The following is a 26,716-nucleotide window of genomic DNA, read 5'->3' on the forward strand; positions in this document are numbered from 1 at the left end:
CGTTTCGGGAACCTCGGTACAGGCAGGCCGGGGATTCCCTCTTTAACACCGAAGCCTTTGGCTTCACCCCGTTTTGGGAGCCCTGGTACAGGCAGGCCGGGAACTCCCTTCTTTACACCCGGGGCTTATGAGGCGACTCGCCCATAGCCCCAGCCCGTTTTGGGAACCTTGGTACAGGCAGGCCGGGGATTCCCTCTTTTATTCTTCCAGGAGATGGATCTCCAACCGCCAGCGTCCCTCGACCTTCCCCCCCGACCATTCCCCGCGCAACGGCCGAGCCGCCACCAGGTTCAGCAGCAAGCCGCCATCGGTCTTGCGAATGCGCCAGTTCACATCCTTGTCGTTAACTTTCAGTTGCCCGCCCTGGGCCTTGCCGAGCGCATCGAACAACAGCGCCACGGTGCCGTCGATATGCTCCCCATGCAGCTTGGGTTCGCTGTTGAACCACACCACAACGCCATCGACGGCAGGTTCGACCTGCTGCAGCTCAACCGGGTCTGGCGTGGTCAGCCGGCCGATCATCAGGCCCACCATCAAGCCGACAATCGCCAACGAGCCTAAAACCCGTGGCAATAGCTTCGGCCTGGGGTCTTCTTCAGGGGTAGAATGCAGCGCATCTTTGCCTTCGGAGCCGTGCATGTTTCACGTCATCCTTTTTCAACCAGAAATTCCGCCGAATACCGGCAACGTTATCAGGCTGTGCGCCAACAGTGGCTGCCACCTGCATTTGATCGAGCCGCTGGGCTTCGACATGGACGACAAGCGGCTGCGCCGCGCCGGGCTGGACTACCACGAGTACGCCACCCTGCAACGCCATGCCGACCTCGCCAGTTGCCTGGAAAGCCTGAACCACCCACGGTTGTTCGCGTTTACCACCAAAGGCTCGCGGCCGTTCCATGATGCCAGCTTTGCCGAGGGCGACGCCTTCCTGTTCGGCCCGGAAAGCCGGGGCCTGCCGGCGGAGGTGCTGGACGCGCTGCCCGACGGCCACCGCCTGCGCTTGCCGATGCGCGAAGGCTGTCGCAGCCTGAACCTGTCCAATACCGTGGCCGTCGCGGTCTACGAAGGTTGGCGCCAGCTCGGTTTCAAGTAACACAGCACAAACAAATGTGGGAGCTGGTTTGTGTGGGAGCCGGGCTTGCCCGCGATGCAAGTACCGAGGTGTGTCAGTCACACCGCAGTGATGCTATCGCTGGCAAGCCAGCTCCTACACGAACCAGCTCCCACATTTAGTTCAGCGTCGGGTTCTTACTGAACCGTTGGCGAACCGTCCTGTTGCATGCGCTGCAGCTCTTGCGCATACAGGGCATCGAAGTTCACCGGAGCCAGCATCAGCGCCGGGAACGAGCCACGGGTGACCAGGCTGTCCAGGGTCTCACGGGCATACGGGAACAGGATGTTCGGGCAGAACGCGCCCAGGGTGTGGCTCATGGACGCTTCGTCCAGGCCCTGGATCAGGAAGATACCGGCCTGTTGCACTTCAGCGATGAAGGCCACTTCTTCGCCGTTCTTGACAGTAACCGACAAGGTCAGCACGACTTCGTGGAAGTCGCCTTCCAAAGCCTTTTGACGGGTGTTCAGGTCCAGCGCAACGCTTGGGGTCCATTCCTGACGGAAGATCGCCGGGCTTTTTGGCGCTTCGAACGACAAGTCACGTACGTAGATACGCTGCAGGGAAAATTGTGGGCCTTGAGCCTCTTCTGCTGCCGCTTCGGTGTTCTGTTGGTCAGTCATCGCAGATCCTTCGTGATCTTGGGGTCTTTTAGGGGTTGGGAGTCAGACGTGAAGCAGCGCATCCAGTTTACCGGCGCTGTCCAAGGCGACCAGGTCATCGCATCCACCGATATGCTCATCACCGATCCAGATCTGTGGAACCGATGAACGTCCTGCCTTCTTGGTCATCTCGGCGCGCACCTGGGGCTTGCCATCAACCTTGATCTCTTCGAAGGCAACGCCCTTCTTCTTGAGCAGGGCCTTGGCGTGCGAGCAGTAAGGGCAATAATCGCTGGAATAAACGACAACCTGGCTCATATCACTTCACCAGCGGCAGGTTATCGCCACGCCAGCTGGAGATGCCACCGGACAGTTTGGCGGCGTTGAAACCGGTTTTCAGCATCTCGCGGGCGTGAGTGCCGGAGTGCTGGCCTTGGGCGTCGACCAGAATGATGGTCTTGGCCTTGTACTTCTCCAGCTCGGGCAGGCGCGAAATCAGCTTGTCCTGAGGAATGTTCAGCGCGCCAACAATGTGACCGGCGGCGAAATCCTTGGCGGGACGAATGTCCACCACCACGGCCTCATCCTTGTTGACCAGGGCGGTCAGCTCGGACGTGCTGAGGCTGCGGCCACCGCGGCTCATTTCGTGAGCGATCAGCAGCGCCAGCAGTACGACGAACGCACCAGCGAGCAAATAGTGGGTAGTGGCAAATGCAATCAGGTGATCAACCATCAAGGAGGTTCCAGGGCGTTAAAATGGCGGTAAGTATACACAGCCGCCATGGTCGGCCAACCCCCGTAAAGCGGTGACGTGGTCGGAACTTCGCTTTAAACTGCCACTCCCTTTTCTATTCCCTTCATTCATTACCGCCGCGAGAGGATCTATGACTACCACGCCTAAACCTTTGGTCCTGATAATTCTCGATGGCTTCGGACACAGTGAAAGCCACCACGACAACGCTGTGTACTCGGCCAACAAGCCAGTACTGGACCGTCTGAGCGCTACCGTACCGAACGGCCTTATCTCCGGGTCGGGCATGGATGTTGGCCTGCCGGACGGCCAAATGGGCAACTCGGAAGTCGGCCACATGAATCTCGGCGCCGGACGAGTGGTCTATCAAGACTTCACCCGCGTGACCAAATCGATCCGCGACGGCGAGTTTTTCGAAAACCCGACCATTTGCGCGGCCGTGGATAAAGCGGTCAAGGCCGGCAAGGCCGTGCACTTCATGGGCCTGCTGTCGGACGGCGGCGTCCACAGCCACCAGGACCACCTGATCGCCATGGCCGAACTGGCCTTCAAGCGTGGCGCCGAGAAGATCTACCTGCACGCCTTCCTCGACGGGCGCGACACCCCGCCAAAAAGCGCCCAGTCCTCCATCGAGCTGCTGGACGAAACCTTCAAGACCCTCGGCAAGGGCCGTATCGCCAGCCTGGTCGGCCGTTACTTCGCGATGGACCGTGACAACCGCTGGGACCGCGTAGCCCAGGCCTACAACCTGATCGCCGATGGCCAGGCCGAATTCAACGCCGCCACCGCCCAGGAAGGCCTGGAAGCCGCCTACGCCCGTGGCGAGAGCGACGAATTCGTCAAAGCCACCACCATCGGTGAGCCGGTCAGGATCGAAGACGGCGACGCCCTGGTGTTCATGAACTTTCGCGCCGACCGTGCCCGCGAACTGAGCCATGTGTTTGTCGATGACGGCTTCAAGGACTTTGAGCGCGCACGCCAGCCGAAAGTCGAATTCGTGATGCTGACCCAATACGCCGCCAACATCCCGGCTCCATCGGCGTTCGCCCCGGGCAGCCTGGAAAACGTACTGGGCGATTACCTGGCAAAAAACGGCAAGACTCAGCTGCGCATTGCCGAGACCGAAAAATACGCCCACGTGACCTTCTTCTTCTCCGGCGGCCGTGAAGAACCGTTCCCGGGCGAAGAACGCATCCTGATCCCGTCGCCGAAAGTCGCCACCTACGACCTGCAGCCGGAAATGAGTGCCCCGCAAGTCACGGACAAGATCGTCGACGCCATCGAGCACCAGCGTTACGACGTGATCGTGGTCAACTACGCCAACGGTGACATGGTGGGCCACAGCGGCAACCTCGAAGCCGCCGTAAAAGCCGTGGAATGCCTGGACCTGTGCGTCGGCCGCATCGTCGACGCCCTGGACAAGGTGGGCGGCGAGGCGCTGATCACCGCTGACCACGGCAACTGCGAGCAAATGTCCGACGAGTCCACCGGCCAGGCCCACACCGCCCACACCACCGAACCGGTGCCGTTCATCTACGTGGGCAAGCGCGACCTGAAAGTGCGTGACGGCGGCGTGCTGGCCGATGTGGCACCGACCATGTTGATGCTGATGGGGCTGGAGAAGCCGAAAGAGATGACCGGGACCTCAATCCTGGTCTGACCCCGAAGCACCGCGTAATCCTGTAGGAGCTGGCTTGCCAGCGATAGCATCAACCTGGTGTCTCTGAAACACCGAGGTGCCTGCATCGCCGGCAAGCCAGCTCCCACAAGGTTCGGAGGCGGCTTCGGGGATGTCCTTTTGCCATACTGCCGCCACTGGGCACCTAACTTGCCTGCCAGCCCGAATTGGACGTTTTTTTTGCAGCGTGGGCCGGGCATACTAGGCCGTCCCTTTCCCTGGTGTCGCCCGCCTCTATGCTTCGCGCCTTGATTACCCTCGCTCTTGTCTGCCTGCTCCAACCGGCGTTTGCCGATGAGCGTGCACAAACCCAACAACAGTTGGACGCTACGCGTCAGGACATTACCGAGCTGAAGAAACTGCTCGGCAAGCTCCAGGAAGAGAAATCCGGCGTGCAGAAAGACCTGCGCGGCACGGAAACCGAGATGGGCAAGCTGGAGAAGCAAGTCCAGGAGCTGCAAAAAGAACTAAAGAAGAGCGAGTCGGAACTGGAGCGACTCGACGGTGAGAAAAAAAAACTCCAGAGCGCCCGCGTTGAACAGCAACGCCTGATCGCGATCCAGGCCCGCGCCGCCTATCAGAACGGCCGCCAGGAATACCTCAAGCTGCTGCTCAACCAGCAGAACCCGGAAAAATTCGCCCGCACCCTCACCTATTACGACTACCTGAGCAAGGCCCGCCTGGAGCAACTGAAAAGCTTCAACGAGACCCTGCGCCAGTTGGCCAACGTTGAAACAGAAATCGCCAACCAGCAGTCGCAGTTGCTCGACCAGAAAAGCGCCCTCGACAGCCAGCGCGACGAACTGGACAAGGTGCGCAAGGAGCGCCAGCAGGCGCTGGCCAAGCTCAATGATGACGTGAAGGCCCGTGACGCCAAGCTCCAGGCCCGCGAGCAAGACCAGGCTGACCTCGGTAAAGTCCTGAAAACCATCGAGGAAACCCTGGCTCGCCAGGCCCGTGAGGCAGAGCAAGCGCGGCAAAAAGCGCTGCTGGCCCAGCAGGAAGCCGAAAAAAAGCGCGAGCGTGAGGCTGCCGAGGCAGTTGCCAGCGCCACCGACGCCCCGGCCCCGCGTAAACCGGCGCGTGCAGCGCCTGGCCCGCTGGTTTCCAGCGCCGGCGAATCCTTCGGCGGACCTTTTGCTTCAGCCCGGGGCAAACTTCCATGGCCTGTTGATGGTCGACTACTGGCACGCTTTGGTGAAACCCGTGGCGATGACACCCGCGCCAAATGGGACGGTGTGATGATCAGTGCCGGCGCCGGCACACAGGTCCACGCCATTCACGGCGGCCGTGTGGTGTTCGCCGATTGGCTGCGGGGCGCAGGTTTGTTGGTGATTCTTGACCACGGTAATGGCTATTTGAGCCTTTACGGCCACAATCAAACTTTGCTTAAAGCGGCAGGTGATGTTGTAAAAGCCGGTGAGTCCATCTCCACTGTCGGTAACAGTGGTGGCCAGGACACTCCGGCGCTGTACTTCGCTATTCGTCAGCAGGGCCGCCCGAGCGACCCCGCACAATGGTGCCGCACCCAAGGATAAGGGTCGCATCTACATTAGGAGTTCGTTCGACATGCTGCATTTGTCCCGCCTCACATCGCTGGCCCTGACGATCGCCCTGGTAATAGGCGCGCCTTTGGCATTCGCCGACCAGACCGCCCAGTCAGCCACGGCCGCGACCACCAAGGCCCCGTTGCCGCTGGACGAGTTGCGCACCTTTGCCGAGGTCATGGACCGGATCAAGGCCGCTTATGTCGAACCTGTAGACGACAAGACACTGCTGGAAAATGCCATCAAGGGCATGCTCAGCAACCTTGACCCGCACTCCGCTTACCTGGGCCCGGAAGATTTCGCCGAACTGCAGGAAAGCACCAGCGGTGAATTCGGTGGCCTGGGCATTGAAGTCGGCGCCGAAGACGGCCAGATCAAAGTGGTCTCGCCGATCGACGACACGCCGGCCTCCAAGGCCGGGATCCAGGCCGGCGACCTGATCGTCAAGATCAATGGCCAGCCGACCCGTGGCCAGACCATGACCGAAGCCGTCGACAAGATGCGCGGCAAGCTCGGCCAGAAAATCACCCTGACCCTGGTGCGCGACGGCGGCAACCCGTTTGACGTGACCCTGGCGCGCGCGACCATCACGGTCAAGAGCGTGAAGAGCCAACTGCTGGAGTCGGGTTACGGTTACATCCGCATCACCCAGTTCCAGGTCAAGACCGGCGACGAAGTGGCCAAGGCCCTGGCCAAGCTGCGTAAAGACAATGGCAAGAAACTCAGCGGCATCGTGCTCGACCTGCGCAACAACCCAGGCGGCGTGCTGCAGGCGGCGGTGGAAGTGGTCGACCATTTCATCACCAAAGGCCTGATCGTCTACACCAAGGGCCGTATCGCCAACTCCGAGTTGCGCTTCTCGGCCACCGGCAACGACCTCAGTGAAGGCGTGCCGATGGTCGTGCTGATCAACGGCGGCAGCGCCTCGGCCTCGGAAATCGTCGCCGGCGCCCTGCAGGACCAGAAACGCGGCGTGCTGATGGGCACCACCAGCTTCGGCAAAGGCTCGGTGCAAACCGTGTTGCCGCTGAATAACGACCGCGCACTGAAGATCACCACGGCGCTGTACTACACGCCGAACGGTCGCTCGATCCAGGCCCAGGGCATCGTGCCAGACATCGAAGTGCGCAAGGCCAAGATCACCAACGAAGCTGACAGCGAGTTCTACAAGGAAGCTGACTTGCAAGGTCACCTGGGCAATGGCAACGGCGGTGCCGACCAGCCAACCGGCAGCGGCTCGAAAGCCAAGCCGATGCCACAGGACGACGACTATCAGTTGGCCCAGGCACTGAGCCTGCTCAAGGGCCTGAGCATTACGCGTAGCCGTTGATATGCGTTGTGCACTGATCATCGCTTTGCTGTGCTGTCTGGCGGGAGTTGCCCAGGGCAACCCCGCCAGTGCCGCGCCCACCGAACACAAAGCCTACCTGACCCTGATCATCGACGACCTGGGGCAAAACCTGCCCCGGGATCGTCGCGTGCTCGCCCTGCCTGGCCCAGTGACCACGGCGATCATGCCCGACACACCCCACGCCGCCGAATTCGCCCGCGAAGCCCACAAGGCCGGCAAGATCGTGATCCTGCACATGCCCATGGACCCGGCCACCGGCCCGTTTGCCTGGCACCCTGACCTGCCCATCGAAGAGCTGGGCAAGCGCCTGGACGCCGCCTTCAAGGCCGTGCCCTATACGGCCGGCATCAACAACCACATGGGCAGCCGCATGACGGCGCAGCCAGAGGCCATGGCCTGGTTGATGAGTGAGTTGCAACGGCGCCACAAGTTCTTCGTCGACAGCCGTACCAGTGCCAAGACCGTTGCCGCTGCCGAGGCGCAAAAGATCGGCCTGGCCAGCGTCTCGCGGGATGTGTTCCTCGATGACGAACGCACCGAAGCGGCCATCACCACCCAACTGCGAACCGCCATCAAGCTGGCCCACAAACAAGGCTCGGCGGTGATGATCGGCCACCCTTACCCGCAAACCCTGGCAGTGCTGGAACGCGAATTGCCCAAGCTCAAGTCTCAGGGTGTGGAGTGGATCGATATCAAGTTGATGATCAGCCTGCGCAGTAACCAGGCCATGGCCGGCCACGGTAAAAACGGTACGTACCGCTAGCGCTAAATAGCTACCGCCCACCACCTGGCCGACTTTCCGATAGTGGATCCTTGGATCAACTGGAGAGTCTGCTCATGAACGCACTGCAATACAAAGACCTGCTCATCAACTTCACCACTGAATTTGCTCCTATCTGGAACGATAAAGGTACCCGGTCCCAACAGGCTGTTACCTTCTGGCGCCCGAGCACATCCTCGGACGCATTGAGCAATTTTATTTCCTTGGGCGATGTCGCGATCGGGGACTATCACAACATCAATCATCGCAAGATCGTCGCCGTGGTCAGCGAGGCCGATAACGTAAATGGCACCGCGTTACGCACACCCGATGATTTCGAGTTGGTCTGGCGGCATTCCGGCAAAAGGGTCCGCGCAGAAGTATCTATCTGGCGCCCGATTCCGCCACGAGGATATGTGGCGCTGGGCATGGTGTGTGGCGTCGGCAATGAGAAGCCGCCACGTAACACGGTTCGGTGCGTCAGGGCCGACCTGGTGGTTGGCGCCCATCCGGACCAACCGATCTGGAACGACAAAGGCAGTGGTGCGCACAATGATTTCAGCGCCTGGAACATTAGCCCTCCAGAGGCGGCACCCGGCGAAACCTACCTGGCAGCGGGTACCTTTGTCGGGGCCACCGGTTATGCCAGGCCAACGCAGCAAACCACAACGCATGCGCTGCGCCTGGACTTGCCCCTGCATACCCGCCATCTACCGCCGTTACCCCCAGTGCTGGACCCGCAACAGCGCGCGCTATGGGACGCGGCACATGCCCCTCATGTGTGTGAGCTACCTTGGTTTGCAGTGAAAGATCCAGAACTGACACCCATCGAGCAATTGAGCAACTGCCCCACCTATCGATTGGAAAGGAACGACCAATACATTCTGGTGAGCACGGGTCACAACCCATCCCCGATCAGCAAGACCTTCAATTGGACGGTCTACAGGGGAGAAGTCGACAACCTGTCCGCAGGCCTCCGCGCCTTGACTGGAATCGGATGGGCGAGTGGATGGTCATCCGGGCACCCGTTAAAAATCTGCGCTCGGCTTGACCTCGATTTTACCCACACCGCCACATCGGCCAAAGGCTGGGGCCAGACCAGCCTGTTCGAAGTGATTGCCTACGTGCCTGCAAACAAATCCATCGGCGCCTACCTGATCAGGAGCGAGTACAAATTGCTTCGCACGGACGGCAGCCAACTGGGCGCAACACTTAAATACGCCAATGGAGAAAACGTGCACTTCAGCGAGTTGCTGCCACCTCAACCCGCCACACCCGAGCAACTGCTGACAGCGCCTGATACCGCTGAGGCCACCCTAGAGATAACGCCCCATGATGGCATCGACGACACCTTCGTCTCGTAACTGATCCAGGGCCGCCTGAAGCTTGGCCACCACCTCATCCGGCACGTTTTTGTTCAACGCCAGGTACAGCTCGGCACTGTTGAAACGCAGCACGGTCTTGAGCCCGGTCACCCCGACCTGGCGCGCCAGGTAACGCCCCGCCGGGTCGCCGGTGGCCCACAGGTCGATCTGGCCATCCACCAGCTTTTGCGCATTGTCTTGATCGCGCAGCACGATGACGGGCTTGAGGCCCTGTTTTTCCAGGCTTTCGGCAATGGCGTCGCCCTTGTAGGCGCCGATTCTGTAGCGCCGGGCGTGCTCAAGGTCGGTGAGTTGGATCTTGCTGTCTGCCTTGGCCAGCAGCACCCAGTCGTCCGGGCCGATGGGGCCGACCCATTTGAACAGCGCCTCACGGTCCGGCAGGCGGGCCATCACAAATACGCCGTAGCCGGGTTTTTCCAGGGCGAGCTTGTAGATCCGCTCCCAAGGAAAACGCAGAGTCAGGTTGTAGGAGATACCGGCGCGCTTGAAGGTCTCATGGACGATGTCCACGGCGATGCCTTCGATGTTCTCTTCCTTGGCGAAGTTCTTGCCGTTTTTCGCCATGTTGTAAGGCGGGAAGTTCTCCGTGAGCAACACCAAAGAAGCGTTGTCAGACGGTTCGTCGGCGTGTGCCGAACCCGCCAAAAGGATGGAGGTACTGGCGAGGGCGAGCAGCAGGTCTTTGAACATGAAAGTTACCGGGATCCATGGCAAGCCCAGAGAGTGCCGCGAGCCTGCCATGGTGTCCAGTAGCGTTTAGCGAACGACGATACCGCGCGCCGCCATGTAGGCCTTGGCCTCGGGAACGGTGTATTCGCCAAAGTGGAAAATACTCGCCGCCAGCACGGCGCTGGCGTGGCCTTCAAGCACACCGTCGGCCAGGTGCTGCAGGTTGCCGACGCCGCCCGAAGCGATTACCGGGATGCCCAGCGCATCGCTGATGGCCCGGGTCACGCCCAAGTCGAAGCCGTTTTTCATGCCGTCCTGGTCCATGCTGGTCAGCAGGATTTCACCGGCGCCCAGGGCTTCCATTTTCATCGCCCACTCCACCGCGTCCAGCCCGGTTGGCTTGCGACCGCCGTGGGTGAAGATCTCCCAGCGTGGGGTTTCGCCCGGCCCGGAGACTTTCTTGGCGTCGATGGCCACCACGATGCACTGCGAACCGAAGTGCTGCGCGGCTTCGCCCACGAATTCCGGGTTGAACACGGCTGCAGTGTTGATCGAAACCTTGTCCGCGCCGGCATTCAGCAAGTTGCGAATGTCCTGCACGGTACGTACGCCACCGCCCACGGTCAGCGGGATAAACACCTGGCTGGCCATGCGCTCCACGGTATGCAGCGTGGTGTCGCGACCATCGACGCTGGCGGTGATGTCGAGAAAGGTAATCTCGTCGGCACCCTGTTCGTCGTAGCGACGGGCGATTTCCACCGGGTCGCCGGCGTCACGGATGTTCTCGAACTTGACGCCCTTGACCACGCGACCGTTGTCGACGTCCAGGCAAGGGATGATGCGTTTGGCCAGCGCCATGGTCAGTCCTCAGCCGTTGTAGGCGTCGCAGTAAGCCTGGGCTTCAGCGACGTCCAGGGTGCCTTCATAGATCGCCCGGCCGGTGATCGCGCCGATGATCCCTGGGGCCTTCGCGTCCAGCAGCGACTTGATGTCGCCCAGGTTGTGGATACCGCCGGAAGCGATCACCGGGATCTTGGTGGCGGCGGCCAGCGCAGCGGTGAACGGTACGTTGCAGCCCTGCATCATGCCGTCTTTGGCGATGTCGGTATAAACGATGGCGGAGACGCCGTCGGCTTCAAACTGCTTGGCGAGGTCGATCACCTGGACGGTGCTGATCTCGGCCCAGCCGTCGGTGGCGACGAAGCCGTCTTTGGCGTCCAGGCCCACGATCACTTTGCCGGGGAATGCACGACAGGCTTCGGCGACAAAGGCCGGGTCTTTCACGGCCTTGGTGCCGATGATCACGTAGCTCACGCCCGCTTTCACGTAGTGCTCGATGGTTTCCAGGGAGCGGATACCGCCGCCGATCTGGATCGGCAGGTTCGGGTAGCGCTTGGCGATCGCCGTGACGACTTCGCCGTTGACCGGCTGGCCTTCGAACGCACCGTTCAAGTCCACCAGGTGCAGACGACGGCAACCGCCTTCCACCCACTTGGCAGCCATGCTCACCGGGTCATCGGAGAACACCGTGGAATCTTCCATGCGGCCCTGGCGCAGACGTACGCAAGCGCCGTCCTTGAGATCGATAGCGGGAATAATCAGCATCTGGCAAACCTTATTCGATATTCAGCGTTGCTCGGGAAATCAGGGTTTCTCGAGCGCCCACAAGTCGCTTTCGATGCTTTCGAACCTTTCTTTAAGGTGGGTCTGCACATCGAAAATCGCCCTGTTGTAATAGTGCGGAGCAATTTCAGTGGTGAACAGTTCGAGGATTTCCGCAACCTCGAACGAGCCGAGCTTGAGCTCGAAGCGGTCTTCCATGAAACGTTTGATCTTGTCGGTGGCCTCACTCTCCTGCTGGGGAGTGAGGTTCAAGATCGGCGGCTTGACCTTCTTGGCCATTACCAGCGCCCGTCCCACGCGGCGAAGTTCTGCAGCAATTGCAGGCCATGGGTATGGCTCTTCTCCGGGTGGAACTGCACGGCAAAGCGCGAACCGTCGGCCAGGGCCGCGGCGAAGTCGACGCCATAGTGCCCGCCACCCACCACCTGGCGCGGGTTACCGGCGGCGATGTAGTAGCTGTGTACGAAGTAGAAACGCGCCAGGTCCGGCACGTTGTGCCACAGCGGGTGGTCCACGGTCTGGCGTACTTCGTTCCAGCCCATGTGCGGCACCTTCAGGTGTTCGCCGTCTTCGTGCAGGTCCTTGCCGAAAAACTTCACCTGGCCCGGGAACAGGCCGATGCAGTCGACGCCGGCGTTCTCTTCACTGCTGTCGAGCAAGGCTTGCATGCCCACGCAGATGCCGAGGAACGGCCGGTCCTGGCTGACTTCGCGTACCAGGCTGTCAAAACCCAGGCGGCGAATCTCGGCCATGCAGTCGCGAATTGCGCCAACACCCGGGAAAACCACCCGGTCGGCTTCGCGAATCACCGCAGCATCGCTGGTGATCAGTACCTTGCCGGCACCTACGTGTTCGAGGGCCTTGGCCACCGAATGCAGGTTACCCATGCCGTAATCGATAACCGCGACCGTCTGCATTACAGGACGCCCTTGGTCGACGGCATTTGCCCGGCCATGCGGTCATCCAGCTCCACGGCCATGCGCAGGGCGCGACCGAAGGCCTTGAACACGGTCTCGATCTGGTGGTGGGTGTTGGTGCCACGCAGGTTGTCGATGTGCAGGCTGACCAGCGCGTGGTTGACGAAGCCCTGGAAGAACTCCTGGAACAGGTCAACGTCGAAGCCGCCCACGGTGGCGCGAGTGTAGGGCACGTGCATCTGCAGGCCTGGGCGGCCGGAGAAGTCGATGACCACACGCGACAGCGCTTCATCCAGCGGGACGTAGGCATGGCCGTAGCGACGGATGCCTTTCTTGTCGCCGATGGCTTTGGCAAATGCCTGGCCCAACGTGATACCGACGTCTTCCACCGTGTGGTGGTCGTCGATATGCAGGTCGCCCTTGCTGACGATATCCAGGTCGATCAGCCCGTGACGGGCGATCTGGTCCAGCATGTGCTCAAGAAAAGGTACACCGATATCAAATCGGGCCTTTCCGGTGCCATCCAGGTTAATCGAGGCTTTGATCTGGGTTTCCAGAGTGTCGCGCTCGACGGACGCCTTACGTTCGGCCATCACCAGCTCCGCAAAATCATTGGGCGAAAAAGGCAGCCATTATAGGGGCGCGGGCGCCAAACAGAAACATCGGAGGGGATAAGACTGATGGAGTGTCGAGGATAGACATGTCAGTACAACTGTGGGAGCTGGCTTGCCTGCGATATAGGCACCTCGGTGTATCGGGTATACCGAGGCGCTGCTATCGCGGGCAAGCCCGCTCCCACAAGGGTTACGCGGTGTTAGTGGAACAGTACCGCCGTCTTTTGCAGGGTGACCCACACGCCCCACGCCAACGGAATGCCCACCGCCAGCCAGGCGGCAACCGCCAATGGCACGCTGGCGGAGGAGGCTTTCCACTCCAGCACGGTGCTGGAATCGGCGCCTTTGTCATGGCCCAGCGCCTGTTCGGCAGCCAGTTCGGCGTCGGTCATGAAGTACTTGTCTGCCACCGGCCGTACCAGCAGGTTGCACAGGAAGCCCAGTACCAGCAGGCCGGCGAGGATGTACAAGGTGATGTCGTAAGCGGCAGCGCGCTCAACGCCGATGCTCAACTGGTACTCACGCAGGTAGTTCACCAGCACCGGGCCCAATACGCCCGCCGCGGCCCAGGCCGTCAGCAGGCGACCGTGGATCGCACCCACCATTTGTGTACCGAACAGGTCCGCCAGGTACGCCGGGACCGTCGCAAAACCACCGCCGTACATCGACAGGATGATGCAGAACGCGGCCACGAACAGCGCCACGTTGCCCAGGTGACCCAGGTTCGGGATCAACGCGTACAGGGCAAAGCCCAGGGCGAAGAACACGAAATAGGTGTTTTTACGGCCCAGGTAGTCGGAGAACGACGCCCAGAAGAACCGGCCACCGATGTTGAACAAGCTCAACAGGCCGGTGAAGCCGGCGGCAATGGCCGCGATGGAAGCCAGTTGGCCGGCATCAAGCTGACCAAACGTCAGGCCGTTACCGAGCAGTTTGCCGCCGAACACTTCCTGCAGCAGCGGCGAAGCCATGCCGAGGATGCCGATGCCGGCAGACACGTTCAGGCACAGTACCAGCCACACCAGGCGAAATTGCGGGGTTTTCCAGGCGACGCTCACGTGCACGTGGCGATGGGTGATCATCGCGTTGCTGGCTTTTCTCGCCGGGGCGGTCCAGCCCTCAGGCTTCCAGCCGGTCGGCGGAACACGGTACGACAAGGCGCCGCCGATCATGAACACGAAGTAGATCACGGCCATGACCACGAAGCTCTGCCACACGCCGACGCTGGTCGGCGAGGAAAAGTGGCCCATCAAGGCTGCTGCCAGCGGGGCGCCAACCATCGCGCCGCCACCAAAGCCCATGATCGCCATACCCGTGGCCATGCCGCGCTTGTCCGGGAACCACTTGATCAGGGTCGACACCGGCGAGATATAGCCCAAGCCCAGGCCGATACCGCCAATCACCCCGGAACCGATCCACATCAGCCAGATCTGGTGGGTATAGATCCCCAATGCGGAGATCAGCAGGCCGCCACACCAGCACAAGGCCGACACGACGCCCGCTTTACGTGGCCCGGCATGTTCCAGCCAGCCGCCCCAGATGGCTGCCGAGCAGCCCAGGAAGATGAAAAACAGGGTGTAGATCCAGCCCAGCATGGAGATGGGCCAGTCACATTGAGACGAGAAGACCTGGCTGATAAAGCTCATGTCCGGCGCGCAAGCGACCGGTGCGGTGATACCCAGCGCCTTGGACAACGGCAACCAGAACACCGAGAAGCCGTAGGCCATGCCGATGCACAAGTGGATGGCCAGGGCGGCCGGCGGTACCAGCCAACGGTTGAACCCGGGCTTGGCGATAATACGTTCCTTGGACAGGAACGCAGGCTGTGCGGCAGTTGAACCTGCCGCAGTGCGAGTGCTCATTGGTGTTTCCCCCAGTTATTAGTATGTGTTCGTCAGGCGCTCTCTCCTTTGGCCTTACACGCAAGGCGTGGCCATATTTGTTGAGTAAAGCTCCATTTTTGCGCGACGTTTAGTCGCAGAAGGCAGACGAACACGCAGAGATTAGCATCTGTGGATGACAGAAAAACCAAACTGACATCACCTTTTTCGGGATATCTGATTTGTTTGGCGCCAAAATTCCGTTTTTCCGCGTCTGGATACAATGTAACTATCCGCGAACTGACGTAAGCCTTCGGGCGTTATACTCTGCGGCTAAATTTTAAAATCGACATACAAGGACTCGCCCATGAAAGCGTTCGGCAAAATCCTGGGTCTGGTACTCCTCGGGCTGTTGCTGATCATTGTGGCTCTAGGCTTTGCCCTGACCCATCTCTTCGATCCCAACGACTACAAAGACGAGATTCGCCAGATTGCCCGCGACAAGGCCCACATCGAGCTGACGCTCAATGGCGACATCGGGTGGAGCCTGTTCCCCTGGCTCGGTCTGGAATTGCACGAGGCCAGCGTTGCGACCCTGACCAACCCTACCCAACCGTTTGCCGACTTGCAGATGCTCGGCCTGTCGGTGCGCGTGCTGCCGCTGCTGCGCCGTGAAGTGCAGATGAGCGATGTGCGTGTCGAAGGCCTGAACCTGCGCCTGAACAAAGATGTGCATGGCCATGGCAATTGGGAAGACATCGGCAAGAATGTGCCGGACCCAGGTACACCTGCCACCGCGCCCGCCGTCGCTGAAGCGGCCACGCCGCCCAAGCCTGAAAAGCCACCGCAGCCGATCCGCCTGGACATCGACAGCCTGACCATCAACAACGCCCGCGTCGAATACAACGACGAGCAGACCGGCAAGCAATTCAGCGCCGAAAGCATTCAGTTGAGCGCCGGCGCTGTGCACGAAGGTGCGAGCATTCCGGTGAAACTCACCGCCTTCTTCGGCACCAACCAGCCGCTGATGCGCGTCAAGACCGAGGTCAACGGCAACCTGCGCATCCAGCGTGCCCTCAAGCGCTACCAGTTCGAAGACATGAAAGTCACCGGTGAAGCCACCGGCGAGCCGCTGCAAGGCAAGACCCTGACCTTTTCGACCCAGGGCCAGTTGCTGCTGGACCAGTCTGCCAATATTGCCGAATGGACCGGCATGAAACTGTCGCTGAACCAACTGCGCGCCCTGGGCGAGCTGAAGGTCAACGACCTGGACAAGACCCCGCAACTCAGCGGCGCCCTGTCGATTGCCCAGTTTGACCTGGCCAAGTTCCTCGACAGCGTTGGCAACCCGCTGCCGCCGATGGCCGCAGGCAGCCTGAGCAAGGTCGAGCTGGTCAGCCGCCTCAAGGGCACGCCGACCAGCCTGGCGCTCGAAGACCTCACCCTGAAGCTCGACGAAAGCACCTTTAGCGGGCGCCTGGCCGTGGACGATTTCGCCAAGCAGTCCCTGCGGGTGCAGCTCAAGGCCGACACGTTCAATGCCGACAACTACCTGCCGGCCAAGTCCGAAGCCGCCAAGGGCGCTGCGGCCGCACGCCAGGCTGAAGTGCAAAACAGCGAAGCCGGCGCCATGGCGGCCGGTAGCACCACACCGCTGCCGGACGCCCCGACCAAAGGCGCGTGGAGTACCGACAAGCTGCTGCCACTGACCCGCCTGCGCACCCTGGACGTGAACGCCGACCTGTCCTTCGGCCAACTGACCCTGAGCAAGCTGCCAATCCAGAATGCCGCCCTGAAAGCCTCCGGCCTCGATGGCCAGCTCAAGCTCGACACGTTGAGCGGTGGTCTCTACAACGGCACCTTCCAGGCCAACGGCAACCTTGACGTGCGCCAGGACATCCCGTTGCTGGCGCTGCAAACCCATATCAAGCAAGTGCCGGTCGAACGCATCCTGCAAGCCCAGGGGCAGAACCCGCCGGTGAAGGGCCAGCTAACCCTCGATAGCAACCTCAACGGTCGCGGCAATAGCCAAAAGGCCTTGATCGACAGCCTCAACGGCACCGCCAGCTTCGCGATCAACAACGGCGTGCTGATCAACGCCAACCTTGAGCAGCAACTGTGCACCGGCATCGCCCTGCTCAACCGCAAGACTCTCAGCGGCGAACAACGCAGCAAGGACACTCCGTTCCAGGAGCTCAAGGGCAACCTGACCTTCCGTAACGGCGTGGCCAGCAACCCGGACCTGAAAGCGCGCATCCCGGGGCTGGCCGTCAACGGCAACGGTGACATCGACCTGCGCGTACTGGGCATGGACTACCGCGTCGGCATCATCGTCGAAGGCGACCAGCGCGACGTGCCGGACCCGGCCTGTGAAGTGGGTTCCAACTTCCAGAATATCGAAGTCCCGCTGCGCTGCCGTGGCCCGCTGGAACTGGGCGCCAAAGCATGCCGCCTGGACAAGGACGGCTTGAGCCAGGTCGCTATCAAGGCGGCGGGCAACAAGCTCAGCGAGAAGCTTGAACAGAAACTCGACAAGGTTAATCCACAGTTGAAAGACGCTTTGAAAGGCCTGTTCAAGCGATGAGAAACGAGCAATTTTCAACGGCGGTGCTCGACTGGTACGACCGCCACGGTCGCCATGACCTGCCCTGGCAACAGGGCATCACGCCGTACCGGGTGTGGGTCTCGGAGATCATGTTGCAGCAGACCCAGGTCAGCACCGTGCTGAACTACTTCGACCGCTTTATGGCATCCCTGCCAACGGTCGAAGCCCTGGCAGCCGCACCGGAAGACGAAGTGCTGCACCTGTGGACCGGGCTGGGGTACTACACCCGGGCGCGTAACCTGCAAAAGACCGCGAAGATCGTCGTTGCCGAATATGGCGGTGAGTTTCCCTGTGATGTCGAAAAGCTCACGCAATTGCCCGGCATCGGCTTGTCCACCGCTGGCGCGATTGCCAGCCTGAGCATGGGCCTGCGCGCGCCGATCCTCGACGGCAACGTCAAACGCGTGCTGGCGCGCTTTACCGCACAAGAGGGCTACCCGGGCGAACCAAAGGTCGCAAAACAGCTGTGGGCCACCGCAGAGCGCTTTACGCCCCACAACCGGGTCAACGCCTACACCCAGGCCATGATGGACATGGGCGCCACCCTTTGCACCCGCAGCAAACCCAGCTGCCTGCTGTGCCCGCTGGAGCAGGGCTGCGAAGCCCACATGCTCGGCCTGGAAACCCGCTACCCGGTCCCCAAGCCGCGCAAGGCCGTGCCCCAGAAGCGCACGCTGATGCCGCTGCTGGCCAATGCCGAGGGCGCGATTCTGCTTTACCGCCGCCCTTCCACGGGCCTGTGGGGCGGTTTGTGGAGCTTGCCGGAGCTGGATGACCTGGCAGACCTGGAACACCTGGCCAACCAGCACTCGCTGGCGCTGGGCGAGCACCACGCGCTGCCGAGCCTGATCCACACCTTCAGCCACTTCCAACTGGCTATCGAACCCTGGCTGGTCCAGGTCCAGGAGTCTGCCCATCACGTGGCCGAGGCTGACTGGCTCTGGTATAACCTCGCCACCCCGCCGCGCCTGGGCCTTGCCGCCCCGGTAAAGAAACTGCTGAAACGCGCGGCTGAAGTATTGAACGCAGGAGTTCCGTCATGACCCGCACCATCATCTGCCGCAAGTACCACGAAGAACTGCCCGCCCTGGAGCGCGCTCCGTTCCCTGGCGCCAAGGGCCAGGACATCTTCGATAACGTCTCTGCCAAGGCCTGGGCCGACTGGCAAAAGCACCAGACCCTGCTGATCAACGAAAAACGCCTGAACATGATGAACGCCGAAGACCGCAAATACCTGCAGGGCGAGATGGATAAGTTCTTTTCCGGCGAGGAATACGCCAAGGCCGACGGCTACGTGCCACCTGCTGAATAATTGATCAAATGTGGGGGTTGGCCCGTAAGCGACGGTAATAAATAAATATTTTTTGAAAACTTGCTTGACGACCCCCTGAAAAACCAGTTTAATGCGCCCCGTTGCCCAGATAGCTCAGTCGGTAGAGCAGGGGATTGAAAATCCCCGTGTCGGCGGTTCGATTCCGTCTCTGGGCACCACCTTTCGTTTTCAGGTGATGCCAAGCACACCCGGAAACACACAAGAAGCCCGCCTCGTGCGGGCTTTTTGCTTTCCATGGTTCCCCACCGTTCCCTTGTAAGCCCAAACAGATGTGAGTAGATTCGTGAGTAGATCCAGTTCGGTCTAAAAATCTACTCACACCACGTCGGCAGAACGCCCGCCTGGTGCGGCCTGCAAGGGGGCTGCTTTGCCACTGTCAGATACCACCATCCGTACCGCCAAGCCCAAGTACAAGCTTTATCGCCTGACCGATGCCAACGGTCTATGCCTTGAAGTCACCCCTACGGGCTCAAAACTCTGGCGCTACCGCTACCGCTTCAACGGTAGCGCGAAGATGCTGGCTCTCGGCACGTACCCAGCTGTAACGCTGCTCAAAGCTCGCCAGATGCGCGATGAGAGCCGTCAGATGCTGATTGAAGGCGTTGACCCCGGCGAGCAGAAGAAAGCCACCAAGCAAGCGCTGAAGGTCGAAGGGATCACGTTCGAGACACTCGCACGTGAGTGGTTCGCCTATAACGCGCCGCGCTGGGCAGAAAGCACCACCTACAAAGCCAAGCTTTATCTGGAGAACGATCTGATCCCCGGCATTGGATCACGGGCTCTGAAATCCATTACCCGACCAGAACTGGTAGAGCTTGTTCGCAAGGTCGAAGCTAGAGGCACGTTGAATGCCGCCGGCAAGATTCGCCAGTGGCTTCACCAGATCTTCCGCTATGGCCTGGCCAAGGGCGTTGTTGATGCGAACCCTGCCACCGATCTGAGTGTGGTTGCAGCGCCAGCCAAGGCAGCTCGGCACCATCCACACGTCCCTTTCGCTGAGCTGCCCGAGCTTTTGAGCAAGTGCGAAGCCGCGAACATTCACACCCTTACCCGCCACGCGATCAAACTTCTGGTACTAACAGCTGTTCGTCCGGGCGAACTGCGTCAAGCGCCATGGGCTGAGTTCGATCTGGACAACGCCACCTGGATAATCCCGAAAGAGCGGATGAAGGCCCGGCGCCCTCACATCGTCCCTCTGCCCGGCCAAGCGGTATCCATCCTGCGCCAACTCCAAGAGATCACAGGACGTTATTCACTGGTATTCGCTGGCGCCAATCCCGAAAGACCCATGAGCGAAAACACAGTCAACAAGGCTTTGCGCCAGATGGGCTACGAAGGGCGACAGACCGGCCACGGATTCCGCCACTTACTCAGCACCGAATTGAACGGGCGCGGCTACAACAAGGACTGGATCGAACGGCAACTCGCTCACGGTGACACCGATGAGATCCGCGGGACTTACAACCATGCGGCTTACGTTCCACAACGCAGGGAAATGATGCAGGCCTGGGCCGACTCTATCGACGCACTGTGTGCAGGCGCGAACGTGGCAAGTATTCAGCGACGAGGTGTTCAATGACTCACCAAGCCAAAAAATTCAACACTTGGGCACTACGCGGCGATACCGACGCAGACTGGTACGAGTCTTACGCTAACCGATCCATTTTTGAGCTTTGTGATGCGGCTTACATTTTGGCGGATGTGCAACCGGAATACCCTGGATCTTTAGATACAGCCTCTAATGCTGCGATCAGCCAGTGGGTCGATACATTGAAAGCCAACATTCATGAATTGCTCGCTCCGTCTGGATACAACGAAAAGGAGCCACTTCACCACCGACTATCACACCAAAAACTAAGAGCTTGGTGCGGCGACACCGGCACACGCTGGCCAATCCCTGAAAGCGCCTCTGACCGGCTCAAGATACTCGAGCAACAGCTCGAGGATGAGCGGAAGCTTCGACTCAAAGCCCAGCATCTTGCAGATCCTGTAATGAGCTTCCTTGTTCCGGCAGACACCATCCCCTCACCTACAACCCTGCAACTTGGCGAGCCCGAAGAGGTTTACCGCCACCTTGATTACCTGACCGCAGATCAAGCGTTGGATTGGATGAGCCGTATATTGACACGCTCTGGGGGATGATCGGCTTCAATATGTGTAGAGCCTTCATGGACTGCCGAGCCGTCTCGGGGCTGACATATGCAGCAGAAGGAGAACATGAACACCGGAAGGTGTTCGGCCTGGGCATCTGCCAAATCATGAACGCAGTGAGAGCTGAGGGCGACCCTCTTCACCTCCGTGGGCCTGCAATTCACGTCGACATGTATGGCCTGCAGGAGGTCGTGCCAAAACGCTCTTGGTGGATAAACAACCTTGAAAACTACGATGTGCTTTTCCGACCATCTGACATTGAGAACATGGGCCAGATCGTTAATGAGCGCGGCGGCTGGTCGGGCACAACTCCGATCATGGAAATTGAGTGCGATCAGTTTGGCGAGCAAGCCCCGGAACACAGTGGTTCAGAACTGGCTCAACGCCTCGGAAAGCTGCAGATAACAATCGATAATTTGCATGATCAAATTCGCTACTGCGTTAGGTTCGAGGATGGCCAGCTTCTGGCCGAACTAGGATCCAACTTGCTTCCCTTGGCCGCAGCTGCGTCCGCCAACCCCATTGATTGGACAGATGGCGCCAGCCAAGCTGATGAAACTGAGATTGCGAGACTGCGTGAACTGGTAGCAACCCAGTCCCGGCTCCTGGATGAGGCTTCAGCCAGAGTGACAGAAGTATCTGGGTCTGCCGGGCAAGTCGTATTCCCATATTCGACTAAGACTCTGCTCGCTATGCGCGATGCCGCGCTGAAGCACTGGAAGAACCATGATCCAAGTAAGCCAGCGCCCTATGGAATTCAGAAAGATGTGCAGAACTACATCTCGACCATAACCGGAAATCACTCGAGGAAAGTCTTCGAGTTAGCCAGCGCGATCAAACCGGACAACCTGCCCAAAAACTGACCAAAATCAAAAAAGAATACTGACATGTCAGTATGTCACCCCTAGCTGACACCCATATCCCATACCCCAACATTGCCATCGTCGATTACCCAAACCGCCCTAGGAGGCGCAGACGATGGCAAGCGCAACCAATCAAGCCCCGTCCCGCAAGTTCATCAAAATCATCCACGTCAAAGAGCTGTCCAGTCTTTCGACGTCTGAGGTCTATCGGCGAATTGCCGCCGGCACATTCCCCAAGCAAGTCACCCTGGGCCCTAAGTGCGTTGTCTGGATCGAGGCAGAGGTTTTGGCCTGGCTGGATGCCCGCATTGCCGAGAGTCGCGGTGAAGCGGCATGAATCGTTATCAGCGGTTCCCAACGCTTGCCAAGCCTTCTCAGGACGACTACAGTTCGCCTGTCACTGCAAATTCAGTGGCCGGGTGTAGGAACCCGAGTAAGCAAAAGGCGCCCAGCGCCCAGAACTCTATCTCAGGCGTTTTTTTATGCCTGAAATATCGTTTCATGGCGGCTGTGTGTGGGAGGGCTTCGGCCCTGCCGGGTTCCTTTTGCCCCGGTATTCCTACCCTGCACACAGCTGCCACCCAATCCCGTAGGAAGGATCGTGGCAGCTCCTCAGCAGAAGGAGCTCCACCTATGCACGCCCTCACTCCGTCCAAAATTCGCGCCCTTGTTCATCGCCGTCTAGCCTTGAGCGCTCTCTGCGCAAACTCTTCCCTTGCTGTTCGCTTGAACCGCTACAACGCCCACATGTCAGCCGCTCGCACCCTAGATAATCTCGGAGGTGCGCAATGAACACTGTCGCCTCCACCGCCATCACGCATGGTGAACTCCAAGCCCCAACAAACGCTAACGGCTCCGTCATTGGCCCAGTTTCGCTCTCTACGTCCGAGCTGATCGGTCTGCGTAATGCCCGAGCGATGTTTGACGAATTAAGGCTGCTCCTTGCCGATGCTGTTCTCCCTGCTATTGGCGGTGCGCGCCACCCGGTGAGCGTCCGACTGACAACACTGCTGGGCGAGATTCATCTTCACTCGGCCGGTTTCCTTGCTCAGCACTGGCGTGAGGCTGATCGCTTCATGGAAGCCAAGGAGGTGGCAAATGTCGATCATCGCAATCACTAATCCTGGCGTAGCACGAGGTGACAGCTACTTCATGGTCATGACGCCGGCTAAGCAAGGCAATGGCATCCTCATTGCCAGAATCATTGCCCCGTTCGCGACAGAGGTTGATGCAACAGAGGCAGTAGAACTGCTGAACCGTCGCTATCCAGGCAGTAAATCAAGCATCGGCTCATCCCAATACACGGCCGATCACGATGCTGAGGATCTGGACTGGCTCTATTGCCAAGCTAGAGGCGACCTCGCCGAAGTTTTGACTGACCTCTCCAAGAGGGCCGTCCAATGAACGCGTTGAAGCACTTACTGATCGACCCTGAACACTTCGGGGATGCCTCCACCGAAAAGCTGAAAACCATAGGTTCTGCCGCACATGACATGAGTGGAGCCATTAGCCATGGCATTGCCGCTATAGGCGTGATGCTGGCAAGCGCCGCGATGAACGAGGATGCAGGCTTGAACACCGATAGCGTGGCCGATCTCGGCTGGCTGCTTCAAACCTTAGGAAAGCTAACTTCAAACATGTCGAGCATCGAAGCGGCGGCCAGCTCGCACATCGAACTGCGTAGCACCCAGAAAGAGGCTTAACCCATGAAAATTCAAAACGGCGCCACAGCGTCGGCGGGATCGGCTTGCCTGAAAAAAGTCACTGAGCTGTTTTTCGTCACGCACCCCAAAGCACCGAAACCGCTCATGGGGCCCTTTCTGACTGCGTCTGACGCAGAATGTGGACGCGTAGTTTTGCGTAGCCCTGGAGCCTTGGTGACATCGAGCCAGGTTGAATCCTTGGACGAGCCGACCTATTGGCGCTGCATGAACAATGGGGCAATCGCCCGAACGTTCGCTGGTACAGAACCTTCACAGCCAATCAAAGTGGAGGCACTGCCATGTCCGTGATCCTGTTCGATCCAACAAAGAGCGTGTCAGCCAAAGAGCGCCCACATATCGACGCTCGTAGCCTGAGCATGATCAACGTGGGCCTAGATCATCTGATCAAGCTGCGTGATCGTGAACAGGATCCTTTGGGCAAGCATTGCTTGGACGGCATGGTGGAATTGCTGACAGCAGTGGTTGAGCGGCACAACCCACCATTGGGTGCCGCATGACTGACGCAATCATCCTTTTCCATGACGCACTCCAAGCTGCCTATGGCCAGCTTGACTGGCTTCCCCTGCCAGACGGTGCCATTCACCGGTTCCGCGTTCCAGAAGACAAGCCCGGCACTCTCAATGGCTGGTATGTCCTGTACCTGGACGGAATCGCTTCCGGTGCATTCGGCAGCTGGAAGTCCGGCAGCGCCAGCACCTGGTGCAGTCGTGAGCCGGTGGACGCTCGCGAAGCCGCACAGATCCGCGAGCGAGTTGACCAGGCACGAAGCCAACGCAAAGCGGAGCAACTCCAACGCCAGCAGAAGGCAACAGAACTCGCCGACCGTTGGTGGCGAAATGCGCGGCGCGCTAACCCAGATCATCCATACCTGGTCGCCAAGTCAGTGCGCCCTCATGGCCTGCGCCAGCGAGGTGCTGACCTGCTCATCCCTCTGTACTTGGATGGTCGCCTGATCAACCTGCAAAGGATCGCCCCGGACGGAGCCAAGCGCTTCCTACCTGGCGGCCGCGTGAAGGGCACCTATTCGCCGCTGGGCATCATCGAGCCAGGCTCAGTTCTCTGCATCTGCGAGGGGTGGGCGACGGCGGCCAGTCTCCACCAGCACGGTGGCTACGTCGTCGCCGCAGCCATGAACGCGGGGAACTTGATCCCGGCAGCCATGGGGCTGCGCGCCCGTTACCCAGGCCAGCCAATCGTTATAGCCGGAGATGACGACCGACTCACAGACGGCAACCCAGGTCGCTCAGCAGCAAATGCGGCGGCGGCGGCCGTAGGCGGCCAAGTGGCATTCCCAGAGTGGCCGGAAGGTGCACCCGATGACCTCACAGACTTCAACGACCTCGCCAACTGGAAGCTCACAAATGGCCAAGCCTGATACCAACGTGATCAACCTTCGGCCTGATGCCGCAGTAATTGCGCCTAATCGTCCCTGCTGGGCGGTGTACGACCAATGGGTCACCAACGAGAAAGGTCGCAAGCTCAAGCCTGGCGTTTACTGGCACGGCTTCAAGCGCGACTCAGATCAGGACGACGTTGATGGCGCCAGCGATGACCGAGCAATCACCGATGAGTGGATCTCTAGCCCCGTCAAAGTCGTAGCTCGCACTACCAACAGCGATGACGGTAGTGAGGGCCGCTTGCTCCGTATGGTCACCGACAACGGGGTGAAGGACTGGATTATTGCCATGGAGGTGTTCGGCGGTAGCGGTGAGGAAGCCAGGCGAGCTCTGTTTTCTATGGGGGTGATCATTTCCCTCAAGAAGCGCAGCCACTTCATGGAATACCTGCTTGAGCAGCACCCGACCGAAGTTTTCGTCACCACGAGCCGGCCAGGCTGGCATGAGTCAGGGGCGTTTGTTTTGCCTGGACGAACTATCGGGAGTGACAAGGTTCGCTACCAAGCCAGCAGCCAAGCGCAAAATCTGTTCAAGACGAAGGGCGACCTGGCCACCTGGCAACTGGAAGTCGCGGCCAAGTGTGCCGGCAACCCGGTACTGACACTTTCCATCGGCTGCGCGCTTGCTGGGCCACTACTGAGCCTGGTCGGCGTACTCGGCGGTGGCGTTCACCTCGTAGGTGACAGCTCAAGCGGTAAGTCATTGGTTCAGTTGGTTGGATCATCAGTATGGGGTGACCCCGGTGTCTTCGCGGCATCGTGGGACATGACCAAGGGTGGTTTGGAAATTGAGGCGTCATCACGAAACGACACCCTCCTTCCATTGGATGAAATCAAGCGCGCCGATCCCAAGCGCGTTCAAGAAATGGCCTATGCACTGGCGAACGGGCAAGGCAAAGGCACGATGACCCGGGAGCGTGAAGGCAGAGCCAGGCTGAATTGGCGCCTGCTTGCACTCTCAAGCGGCGAGCGGTCTCTGTCCGAGCACGCTGCGATCTCGGGCAATGCCGCCCACGCCGGTGCCGAGTTGCGCATGGTCGACGTGAACGCGGGCACTCGCACCCACCGTGCCTTTGACGAACTGCACGGACTTGAGGGTGCGGACTTCCACCGCCAACTGACTGTCGCTGTCACTCGCAGTCATGGCCACGTCGGGCCGGCGTTCGTTGAACGGCTACTGGCTAACGATGATCGTCCAGGGTTACTGGAAGACTTCGCCAAGGTGCGCGCCACATTCGCGGAAGACAATGCACAAGCCGGACGAGTCGCTGACCGCTTTGCGGTCATCGCGTTGGCTTGCGAAATGGCAGTCGCCTACGAACTGCTCCCATGGCCTGAGGGTAGCGCCCTGGCGGACTGCCAACTGCTGTACCGCGAATGGCTTAACAGAGTTGGTAGTGGCAACGCTGAAGACCGCCAGATCTTGTCCGGCATCCTGGACTTCATTGACCGCCACGGTAGCAGCCGATTCTCCGACGTAGCCGAAGGTCAGTCTGAGGTGAAGGTTTCCAACCGTGCCGGCTATTGGGAAATGTCCGGCACCAAGCGGCTTTACCTATTCAACAAGTCCGCGTTGATCGAAGCCGCGCACGGTTATGGACTGAGCCGCGTCGTCAAAGCTCTTGAAGGCGCGGGAGCCCTTGCCAAACGGGACTCCGACAAGAAGCGCCATACCAAGAAATACCGACTTCCAGGAGGGGGCACTAGCGGCCTGTACGTAGTCGACTCAGAGGCCATGGATCGCGAGGCACTCGGCCAATGACCAGTCTTCGCACCCCCATCCAGCCAAATTCGTGCAGTAGCTCTGTTCCCACCA

The 26,716-nt window shown here is 59.9% G+C and carries 30 protein-coding genes and 1 tRNA gene; 20 read left to right on the forward strand and 11 right to left on the reverse strand.

The window, feature by feature from the left end:
• Positions 1–198 precede the first annotated feature (198 nt).
• Positions 199–639 (reverse strand): hypothetical protein, encoded by a 441-nt coding sequence (locus ACZRN6_RS07580; protein ID WP_322142847.1) that lies wholly within the window; start codon positions 637–639, stop codon positions 199–201.
• On the opposite strand from ACZRN6_RS07580, the gene ACZRN6_RS07585 reads away from it, so the two are divergent.
• Positions 638–1,093, forward strand: coding sequence for a tRNA (cytidine(34)-2'-O)-methyltransferase (locus ACZRN6_RS07585; protein ID WP_169386586.1), 456 nt, complete (start codon positions 638–640; stop codon positions 1,091–1,093). The genes ACZRN6_RS07580 and ACZRN6_RS07585 overlap by 2 nt on opposite strands.
• A gap of 155 nt (positions 1,094–1,248) precedes the next feature.
• Here the strand turns inward: ACZRN6_RS07585 and secB are convergent, their stop codons facing one another.
• From secB to ACZRN6_RS07600, 3 genes are read right to left on the reverse strand one after another with little or no spacing between them, the layout of a single operon-like run.
• Entirely contained in the window at positions 1,249–1,734 is a 486-nt protein-coding gene (secB, locus tag ACZRN6_RS07590) for a protein-export chaperone SecB (RefSeq protein WP_322142846.1), read from the reverse strand.
• Positions 1,735–1,776: 42 nt separating this feature from the next.
• Positions 1,777–2,031, reverse strand: coding sequence for a glutaredoxin 3 (grxC, locus tag ACZRN6_RS07595; RefSeq protein ID WP_464007600.1), 255 nt, complete (start codon positions 2,029–2,031; stop codon positions 1,777–1,779).
• Position 2,032: 1 nt separating this feature from the next.
• Complete coding sequence (locus tag ACZRN6_RS07600; protein WP_322142845.1) at positions 2,033–2,446, reverse strand: rhodanese-like domain-containing protein; 414 nt, start codon at positions 2,444–2,446, stop codon at positions 2,033–2,035.
• Positions 2,447–2,597: 151 nt separating this feature from the next.
• Here ACZRN6_RS07600 and gpmI point away from each other — a divergent pair, with 151 nt between their 5' ends.
• The 5 genes from gpmI to ACZRN6_RS07625 all read left to right on the forward strand — a co-directional run bounded on the left by gpmI (position 2,598) and on the right by ACZRN6_RS07625 (position 9,164).
• Positions 2,598–4,124, forward strand: a complete 1,527-nt coding sequence (gpmI, locus tag ACZRN6_RS07605; protein ID WP_322142844.1) for a 2,3-bisphosphoglycerate-independent phosphoglycerate mutase — start codon at positions 2,598–2,600, stop codon at positions 4,122–4,124.
• Between the two features lie 254 nt (positions 4,125–4,378).
• Entirely contained in the window at positions 4,379–5,680 is a 1,302-nt protein-coding gene (locus ACZRN6_RS07610; protein ID WP_322142843.1) for a murein hydrolase activator EnvC family protein, read from the forward strand.
• A gap of 31 nt (positions 5,681–5,711) precedes the next feature.
• Positions 5,712–7,019 (forward strand): S41 family peptidase, encoded by a 1,308-nt coding sequence (locus ACZRN6_RS07615; protein WP_322142842.1) that lies wholly within the window; start codon positions 5,712–5,714, stop codon positions 7,017–7,019.
• Position 7,020: 1 nt separating this feature from the next.
• Positions 7,021–7,803: a divergent polysaccharide deacetylase family protein gene (locus tag ACZRN6_RS07620; protein WP_464007601.1), complete on the forward strand. Its 783-nt coding sequence runs from the start codon at positions 7,021–7,023 to the stop codon at positions 7,801–7,803.
• 74 nt (positions 7,804–7,877) lie between these two features.
• Complete coding sequence (locus ACZRN6_RS07625) at positions 7,878–9,164, forward strand: Vps62-related protein (protein WP_464007602.1); 1,287 nt, start codon at positions 7,878–7,880, stop codon at positions 9,162–9,164.
• Here the strand turns inward: ACZRN6_RS07625 and ACZRN6_RS07630 are convergent.
• From ACZRN6_RS07630 to ACZRN6_RS07660, 7 genes are all read right to left on the reverse strand, one after another.
• Complete coding sequence (locus tag ACZRN6_RS07630) at positions 9,117–9,875, reverse strand: substrate-binding periplasmic protein (protein WP_464007603.1); 759 nt, start codon at positions 9,873–9,875, stop codon at positions 9,117–9,119. The genes ACZRN6_RS07625 and ACZRN6_RS07630 overlap by 48 nt on opposite strands.
• A 66-nt stretch (positions 9,876–9,941) precedes the next feature.
• Positions 9,942–10,712 carry an imidazole glycerol phosphate synthase subunit HisF gene (hisF, locus tag ACZRN6_RS07635; protein WP_034117283.1) on the reverse strand — a complete coding sequence of 257 codons (771 nt, stop codon included), beginning with the start codon at positions 10,710–10,712 and terminating at the stop codon, positions 9,942–9,944.
• Positions 10,713–10,721: 9 nt separating this feature from the next.
• Entirely contained in the window at positions 10,722–11,459 is a 738-nt protein-coding gene (gene hisA, locus ACZRN6_RS07640) for a 1-(5-phosphoribosyl)-5-[(5-phosphoribosylamino)methylideneamino]imidazole-4-carboxamide isomerase (RefSeq protein ID WP_003187784.1), read from the reverse strand.
• Positions 11,460–11,498: 39 nt separating this feature from the next.
• The gene (locus ACZRN6_RS07645; RefSeq protein WP_003218033.1) at positions 11,499–11,756 is read right to left on the reverse strand and encodes a DUF2164 domain-containing protein; all 258 of its coding nucleotides are present in this window, start codon (positions 11,754–11,756) and stop codon (positions 11,499–11,501) included.
• Positions 11,756–12,394, reverse strand: coding sequence for an imidazole glycerol phosphate synthase subunit HisH (gene hisH, locus ACZRN6_RS07650; RefSeq protein ID WP_322142837.1), 639 nt, complete (start codon positions 12,392–12,394; stop codon positions 11,756–11,758). Before hisH ends, ACZRN6_RS07645 begins: the two co-directional genes overlap by 1 nt.
• Complete coding sequence (gene hisB, locus ACZRN6_RS07655) at positions 12,394–12,987, reverse strand: imidazoleglycerol-phosphate dehydratase HisB (RefSeq protein WP_003218037.1); 594 nt, start codon at positions 12,985–12,987, stop codon at positions 12,394–12,396. Before hisB ends, hisH begins: the two co-directional genes overlap by 1 nt.
• A 221-nt stretch (positions 12,988–13,208) precedes the next feature.
• On the reverse strand, positions 13,209–14,870 hold the full coding sequence (locus tag ACZRN6_RS07660; protein ID WP_464007604.1) for an OFA family MFS transporter: 1,662 nt from the start codon (positions 14,868–14,870) through the stop codon (positions 13,209–13,211).
• A gap of 325 nt (positions 14,871–15,195) precedes the next feature.
• Between ACZRN6_RS07660 and ACZRN6_RS07665 the strand changes: the two genes are divergently transcribed.
• From ACZRN6_RS07665 to ACZRN6_RS07730, 14 genes are all read left to right on the forward strand, one after another.
• The gene (locus ACZRN6_RS07665) at positions 15,196–17,412 is read left to right on the forward strand and encodes an AsmA family protein (protein ID WP_464007605.1); all 2,217 of its coding nucleotides are present in this window, start codon (positions 15,196–15,198) and stop codon (positions 17,410–17,412) included.
• Positions 17,409–18,476: an A/G-specific adenine glycosylase gene (mutY, locus tag ACZRN6_RS07670; RefSeq protein ID WP_464007606.1), complete on the forward strand. Its 1,068-nt coding sequence runs from the start codon at positions 17,409–17,411 to the stop codon at positions 18,474–18,476. The genes ACZRN6_RS07665 and mutY overlap by 4 nt, the downstream gene beginning before the upstream one ends.
• Positions 18,473–18,745, forward strand: coding sequence for an oxidative damage protection protein (locus ACZRN6_RS07675; RefSeq protein WP_088425910.1), 273 nt, complete (start codon positions 18,473–18,475; stop codon positions 18,743–18,745). The genes mutY and ACZRN6_RS07675 overlap by 4 nt, the downstream gene beginning before the upstream one ends.
• Positions 18,746–18,848: 103 nt before the next feature.
• A tRNA-Phe gene (locus ACZRN6_RS07680) sits at positions 18,849–18,924 on the forward strand.
• 209 nt (positions 18,925–19,133) lie between these two features.
• Positions 19,134–20,345 carry a tyrosine-type recombinase/integrase gene (locus ACZRN6_RS07685; protein WP_464007607.1) on the forward strand — a complete coding sequence of 404 codons (1,212 nt, stop codon included), beginning with the start codon at positions 19,134–19,136 and terminating at the stop codon, positions 20,343–20,345.
• On the forward strand, positions 20,342–20,908 hold the full coding sequence (locus ACZRN6_RS07690) for a hypothetical protein (protein WP_464007608.1): 567 nt from the start codon (positions 20,342–20,344) through the stop codon (positions 20,906–20,908). Before ACZRN6_RS07685 ends, ACZRN6_RS07690 begins: the two co-directional genes overlap by 4 nt.
• The gene (locus tag ACZRN6_RS07695) at positions 20,905–21,780 is read left to right on the forward strand and encodes a hypothetical protein (protein WP_464007609.1); all 876 of its coding nucleotides are present in this window, start codon (positions 20,905–20,907) and stop codon (positions 21,778–21,780) included. Before ACZRN6_RS07690 ends, ACZRN6_RS07695 begins: the two co-directional genes overlap by 4 nt.
• A gap of 115 nt (positions 21,781–21,895) precedes the next feature.
• Positions 21,896–22,117: a helix-turn-helix transcriptional regulator gene (locus ACZRN6_RS07700; RefSeq protein WP_177074532.1), complete on the forward strand. Its 222-nt coding sequence runs from the start codon at positions 21,896–21,898 to the stop codon at positions 22,115–22,117.
• 451 nt (positions 22,118–22,568) lie between these two features.
• Positions 22,569–22,901, forward strand: a complete 333-nt coding sequence (locus ACZRN6_RS07705; RefSeq protein WP_464007610.1) for a hypothetical protein — start codon at positions 22,569–22,571, stop codon at positions 22,899–22,901.
• A complete protein-coding gene (locus tag ACZRN6_RS07710; protein WP_464007611.1) occupies positions 22,879–23,184 on the forward strand; it encodes a hypothetical protein in 306 nt (101 codons plus the stop codon). Before ACZRN6_RS07705 ends, ACZRN6_RS07710 begins: the two co-directional genes overlap by 23 nt.
• Complete coding sequence (locus ACZRN6_RS07715; RefSeq protein WP_010563116.1) at positions 23,181–23,483, forward strand: hypothetical protein; 303 nt, start codon at positions 23,181–23,183, stop codon at positions 23,481–23,483. Before ACZRN6_RS07710 ends, ACZRN6_RS07715 begins: the two co-directional genes overlap by 4 nt.
• A gap of 299 nt (positions 23,484–23,782) precedes the next feature.
• Positions 23,783–24,001, forward strand: coding sequence for a hypothetical protein (locus ACZRN6_RS07720; RefSeq protein ID WP_464007612.1), 219 nt, complete (start codon positions 23,783–23,785; stop codon positions 23,999–24,001).
• The gene (locus tag ACZRN6_RS07725; RefSeq protein WP_464007613.1) at positions 23,998–24,879 is read left to right on the forward strand and encodes a toprim domain-containing protein; all 882 of its coding nucleotides are present in this window, start codon (positions 23,998–24,000) and stop codon (positions 24,877–24,879) included. The genes ACZRN6_RS07720 and ACZRN6_RS07725 overlap by 4 nt, the downstream gene beginning before the upstream one ends.
• Positions 24,866–26,662: a DUF927 domain-containing protein gene (locus ACZRN6_RS07730; protein ID WP_177074525.1), complete on the forward strand. Its 1,797-nt coding sequence runs from the start codon at positions 24,866–24,868 to the stop codon at positions 26,660–26,662. Before ACZRN6_RS07725 ends, ACZRN6_RS07730 begins: the two co-directional genes overlap by 14 nt.
• The last annotated feature ends 54 nt before the right edge of the window (positions 26,663–26,716 follow it).

Source organism: Pseudomonas sp. A125 (genome assembly GCF_055409485.1).